This window comes from Bifidobacterium jacchi (assembly GCF_009078285.1).
Taxonomy (GTDB): Bacteria; Actinomycetota; Actinomycetes; order Actinomycetales; family Bifidobacteriaceae; genus Bifidobacterium; species Bifidobacterium jacchi.
In genome coordinates this window covers 17,888-23,455 of the sequence record NZ_RQSP01000014.1, presented here as the reverse complement: position 1 = coordinate 23,455, position 5,568 = coordinate 17,888, and the positions used below count along the sequence as shown (strand labels likewise).

The 5,568-nt window shown below is 63.0% G+C and carries 3 protein-coding genes and 2 pseudogenes; 2 read left to right on the top strand and 3 right to left on the bottom strand.

All coding sequences use genetic code 11. From position 1 onward, the window contains the following. The 3 genes and pseudogenes from EHS19_RS10750 to EHS19_RS05320 form a co-directional block, all read right to left on the bottom strand. Positions 1 to 235 (bottom strand): annotated as a pseudogene (locus EHS19_RS10750) (hypothetical protein); the annotation flags it as partial. Positions 236 to 638: 403 nt separating this feature from the next. Further along, positions 639 to 2,036 carry an MFS transporter gene (locus EHS19_RS05325; protein WP_151916754.1) on the bottom strand — a complete coding sequence of 466 codons (1,398 nt, stop codon included), beginning with the start codon at positions 2,034 to 2,036 and terminating at the stop codon, positions 639 to 641. 204 nt (positions 2,037 to 2,240) lie between these two features. Beyond that, positions 2,241 to 3,299, bottom strand: a pseudogene (locus EHS19_RS05320) (PfkB family carbohydrate kinase); the annotation flags it as partial. A gap of 505 nt (positions 3,300 to 3,804) precedes the next feature. Between EHS19_RS05320 and rpmB the strand changes: the two are divergent. Together rpmB and EHS19_RS05310 are read left to right on the top strand one after the other, a co-directional pair. Continuing rightward, positions 3,805 to 3,999, top strand: a complete 195-nt coding sequence (rpmB, locus tag EHS19_RS05315) for a 50S ribosomal protein L28 (RefSeq protein WP_151916752.1) — start codon at positions 3,805 to 3,807, stop codon at positions 3,997 to 3,999. Positions 4,000 to 4,363: 364 nt separating this feature from the next. Continuing rightward, positions 4,364 to 5,302 (top strand): sulfite exporter TauE/SafE family protein, encoded by a 939-nt coding sequence (locus EHS19_RS05310; protein WP_151916751.1) that lies wholly within the window; start codon positions 4,364 to 4,366, stop codon positions 5,300 to 5,302. Positions 5,303 to 5,568: the final 266 nt, after the last annotated feature.

Sequence of the window (5,568 nt, the reverse complement as noted above, 5' to 3'; positions counted from 1 at the left end):
CGTCCGAACCGTCGTCGTCTGAACCGTTGTCATTCGTGTCGTCGTCGGTGTCGTCGGCATCATCCTTGTCGTCGTCCTGCTGATTCGTGGTCCCTGACTGGTTGGCGGGATTCGACGGCGATGATGGAGCGGTGTCGTTGCCGCACGCGGTGAGCGCGATCGCCATGAGCAGTGCCGCGGCAAGTGCGAGCAGCAGTCGGATGTTTCGGGTGATGGTTGAGCTGTGGTTGTTCATGATGATTCCTTGTTGCGTTGAGAACGGCGTCAAGTGCGTTGCGCTGATCGCTGGGATCCTTGACGTATTGATGTTGTTGGAATGCACGCCCATCAGCAGTGCTGAGCGCGGAGCCTTCCCCATACCGCTGACCTACCCCATGTCAGCTTCAGCATCAAGCATATCGGGTATTTCAGGCTTTGGCTCCATCGAAGATGAACAACGTATGGATGTTGTGTACAGGGTTCGTTCAGCTTTTCGCTTGGCATGCCCGGTGTACCCGTTGCGCCCCTGACGATCCGCGCCAAATCAGCCGCCGCCAAGACGCATACCAACGCAAAAGCGCGCTGTAACACGGTGACAATCCGCATTACAGCGCGCTGATATCCGCCGCTGAGCTGATCAGGCGAATCACATGCCTCGATCAGGCGATCTCGCCCTGCGCTCCCTGATCGCCCTGATCTCCCGCCCGCGTCGGATCCTTCTGCAGACACAGGAACACCAACGCGACCACCAGCAGCAGCGCGATCGACAGCACGCCGATCGACGCATTGCCGGTGAGCGTCGTCGTGGTCGCCACCAGGAACGTGCCGAGAATAGAGGCGGTCTTGCCGAAGATATCGTACAGACCGTAGTACTCGTTGGCGTGATCCTTGGGAATGATCTTGCCATAGTAGGAGCGGCTCAGCGCCTGAATACCGCCCTGGAACATGCCGACCAGAATCGCGAGAATCCAGAATTCGACCGCCGACCGCAGCAGGAACGCGGCGAAGAACACAATGCACATGTACGCCACCACCGCGGCCATGATCATCGGCTTGCAGCCGAACCGGCCAGCCAGGCGGCCGTAGATGATCGCGCACGGGAACGCCACGAACTGCGTCACCAGCAGCGCCACCACGAGCTGCGTCGAGTCGATGCCCAGCTGCGTGCCGTACGACGTGCTCATCGAGATCACCGTGTTCACCGCATCGATGTAGAAGAAGAACGCGATCATGAACATCCACAGCGGCTTGTTCCTCACCAGCTTGCGCAACGTGCCGCCGAGCTCGCCGAACGTGCCGCGAATCGCCTCCGCCGCGTGATCGCGGGTCGCGCGGTAGTGCACCTGCCGATAGCTGGTGATGAGCGGAATCGTGAACGCCACCCACCAGATGGCGGTGATCACGAACGCGGCGCGGGTGCATTCGGCCGTGGTCCAGCCGAGCAGCGACGGGCCGCCGAAGATCAGTGCGATGCAGGCGATGAACGGGATCGTGGAGCCGACGTAGCCCCACCCATAGCCGTGTGACGAGACGCGATCCATGCGCGCGTTCGACGTGGTGTCGATCAGCATCGAGTCGTAGAACGTGAGCGACCCGTTCAAGCCGATCGAGGCGAGCACATACACCACGAGGAACGGCAGCCATGCCAGCGGCAGCGCCATTGCGGCGCACGTCACCACGCCGGTGCCGAAGAAGCCGACGAAGAACTTGATCTTCATGCCCTGCACGTCGGCGATGGAGCCGAGCAGCGGCATGAGCAGCGCGATCACCAGCGACGCGATCGTCTGCGCATAGCCCCACGCCGAGACGATGTTGCCGTCCGCGGGCATGAGCGACTTCGCGTAGATCGGCACGACTGCGGTGCTCAGCAGCACGAATGCCGAGTTGCCGACGTCGTAGATGATCCACTTCTTTTCGCGGGACGTCAGCGGCGCGTCGGCCGGCACCGGCTCCGGCTTCGGCGCGGATGCCGGTACCGACGCCAGCGCGGATGCCGGAGTTGCGGCCGTCGGCGTTGGGGTGGTCGGCAGCGTTGTGTCGCTTGTGGGTTCAGACATGGCGGACTCCTCCTTGATACCGTCTTTAATCGTACGGTGACGGGGGTGTCACGGCATGCGTTCGCAGATGAACGGCTGATGAATTCATGATTCGGCTGGCTGGTCGGCGGCGGCTGTTGCATCCGCTGCGGTGCTGTCGGCTGCGTCGGCCCCGGTTGGGGTGGCGGTGGCGTCGGCTGCGGTGCCGTCCGACTCCACGTTCGCGAGCGCAAGCGCGTCAGTGTATGACGGGCAGTCGGGCACGCCGTGCACGGATCGCTGGATGGCGAGCGAGGCGGCCGCGTTCGCGATGTTCACCGCGTCGACCAGCGACCAGCCGCGGGCGAGCATCGCGCACATCGCGCCGGTGTGGCATGAACCGGCGGATCGGGTGTGCGTGGCCTTGACCGGATAGCCGTCGACGTGCGTCACGCCGCTGCCGGGGATGCGCACCCATGCGCCTCGCGCGCCGGCCCTCACCACGAGCGGGGCGCGCAACGTGCCGCCCAGCGCCTCGCACAGTTCGGCCATCGCGCGGTCGAAGCCGCCGCCCACGGTCAGTCCGTCCTCATAGTCGATCGGCGTGCCGAGCCGGTCGGCGAGCGTGGTCGCCTCCTGCCGGTTGCATGACCAGATGGGTCGTGCCAGCACCAGATCCTCCAGCAGGTGGTCGTTGACCAGTTGGAGCGTGTTCGTCGGGTTGAGCACGATCGTGTATCCGCGCGCGGCCGGGTCGGTGCCGGCGCGCTGCATGAATTCGTCGATGCCGGCCGCGGTGTGGTCCATGAGCGTGTTGCCGCTGATGTGCACTACGTCGCCGGGGGAGGGCAGCGCGTTGTCGAAGGTGGTTTCGTCGCCGTGCGCTTCGGCGCCGTAGGTGGCGATGAAGGTCTTGTGCTCGCCGTCGCTGAGCACCAGCCGGAATCCGGAGTCGGCGTCGATGCGGTCCTGCCCGATGTGCGCGATGCCGTTTTCGTCGAGTGCGCGGCGGATGATCGTGGCCCAGGGACCGGTGCCGACGATGCCGGCATGCTGCGCGTTCGCGCCCATGCGGCTCGCCGCCTGCAGCACGCGGTAGCTGCCGCCGATGGCTGGCGTGGTGTTGTCGGATACGATGAATCCGCCGGAGTGGGGCATGCCGTCGACGTGCATCATGATGTCGACCCAGATCTGTCCGAGCGAGATCACGGCGTGAGTCGGCTGCGCGCCTTGCCGTGCATCCTCGCGGGCGCCTTGGCGGGCGTGCTGGCGGGCTTCGAACAAAGCACCGATTCTGCTGACCATATGATCCTCCTTGGTCCGTCTCCTTGTTCCGTGTTCCGTTGATGAACGGCTTGCGTTTGCGCGTATCGTCTGGTGCGCTTGTGTTTGTATTTGTGTTTGTCGCGTGCGTTGGTCTCGCGTGCGTTGGCCGGGACGCTGCCGTCGGTGCCGCGTCGCTTCGCTGCGACGGTCCGCTGTGGTGCCCCGATCCGGTTGTGATTATATTGGCAGGTTCTGTGCCTGTACTGCTGATTGTATGGGGGTTGGCTGACAGTGCGCAATGGTCGGTTGGGCGATTGCTGTATGGTTTACGCCCACGGCCTATTATGATGGCTGATTATGATGGCTGACTGTGGCAGCTGATTGCTGCTGACTATTGTGGCGGTCGGTGCTGATCTGACCGGCGTGTTGCGCTGTTCCATACATGGATGTATTATGGTGAAGTTGTGCGTTCGTCCATGCTGTAAGAGGCATGGTGCGAATGACGCAGACTTGCAAGTCAAAAGAACATTATAGGGAGTCCATTATGGCAGCTCGTTGCGCAGTGTGCGGCAAGGGACCGCAGACCGGTTACACCGTTTCGCATTCGCATATCCGCAATAAGCGCACCTTCCGTCCGAACCTGCAGCCGGTTCGCACCTCCATCGACGGCGAGACCGTTCGCCTCCGTGTGTGCGTCAAGTGCATCAAGGCCGGCAAGGTCCAGCGTGTGGCGGCGTGAATCGCGAGATAGCAAGCTCCGAAGCCCCGGTTGGTCGTCAGACCGCCGGGGCTTCGTGTATCTGCGGGGTGCCGGTTGTCTGCCTCTGTGACTTGCCTGTTATCTGCATCTGCGATTCTGCTGGTTGGCTACGTGCCTGCCGGTTGGCTGCGATCTTCCGGTTGGCGAAACGGTATTCCGGCCGTATCGTGTCGGCCGTATCGGTCGTGTCGCATCGGTCGTGTCATATCTCATCGGCCGCATCGGCCGCATCCATCGGCCGCATCGCGGTCAAACGAGGTCGTCAAAGAGCCAGCCACGCTACAGTGGCCGCTGTGGCGCATCCGTTTGGGAGGCGAGTGGACGCGAGGGGAGATGAAGGGTGATGGCAGCGCGTGCATACGATGATCCGTCCTGCGAGTCGGCTTCGTCGTCGGTATCCGACGGTTCCGAAAGCACCAATAGTCCCGAAACGCGTACTTCGTCCGCTGATGATCGCACGTCATCCGTCGAGGTTCGCGCGCAGTCCGTTGATGGCCGCACGCCGGCGAATGCGCATGCGATCGCCCTGCTGATCGCCGTGGGGCTCGCGTGCGGACTGCTGTCCGGTCTGTTCGGCATCGGCGGTGGCACGATCATCGTGCCGGCGATGGTCTGGCTCGGCATGAGTCAGCGTCACGCTGCGGCGACGTCGTTGGCGGCCATCGTGCCGACGTCGATTTCCGGCGTCGTGTCATACGCTGCGCAGGGAGACGTCAACTGGCTTGCCGCGCTGCTGCTTGCCGTGGGGGTGATCGCGGGCAGCCAGATCGGCAGCCTGCTGCTCAGCCGCCTGCCCGAGCTTGTGCTGCGTTGGATTTGGGTGGTGTTTCTGATCTGTGTGATGATTCAGCAGATCGCATTCACACCGTCGCGCGACGGCCATCTGGTGCTTCACGTGTGGTCGGGCGTGCTTTTGGTGCTGCTCGGCGTGATCGTCGGAGCGCTCGCCGGAGTGCTGGGCATCGGCGGTGGGGCGATCATGATGCCGGCGTTGTCGTTCCTGTTCGGTGCCAGCGATCTGATGGCGAGGGGCACGTCGCTGCTGGTCATGTTCCCCGGTGCCATTTCGGGAACGGCGGCGAATTGGCGGCGTGGCCTGGTTCATTTGCGCAACGGTCTGGTCGTCGGATGCGCGGCGGTGGTCACCGCTCCGTTGGGCACGCTGATCGCCGGCTGGATTTCGCCGCGCGCCGGCTCGCTGCTGTTCGCGTTGTGGCTTGGCTTCCTGGCGGTGCGCGGCGCATGGTCGGCGATCGAGTCGATGCGTCGCCGGTCGCGCTGATGGTTTTCGGATGCAGCCTCGGATTGATGACTATGAGACTTTTGTTGTTTTCGTGGGTTGGATGGTGGGGCACCATGGTTGGGCACTAGAGAGGAACGAGAGAGAGCGCTGCTGTAGCGCAACCATGCCCCGAGACACACACTGTTTTAGCGCAGTGTCTTTAGCGCAAGGATTTCTCGGGGAAAACGGCCATCTCGTAAAATCCTTGCGCTAAGGGGGTCGTTAGCGCAAGGATTTTTCGGAAAGAAGGGGGAGTTCGTAAAATA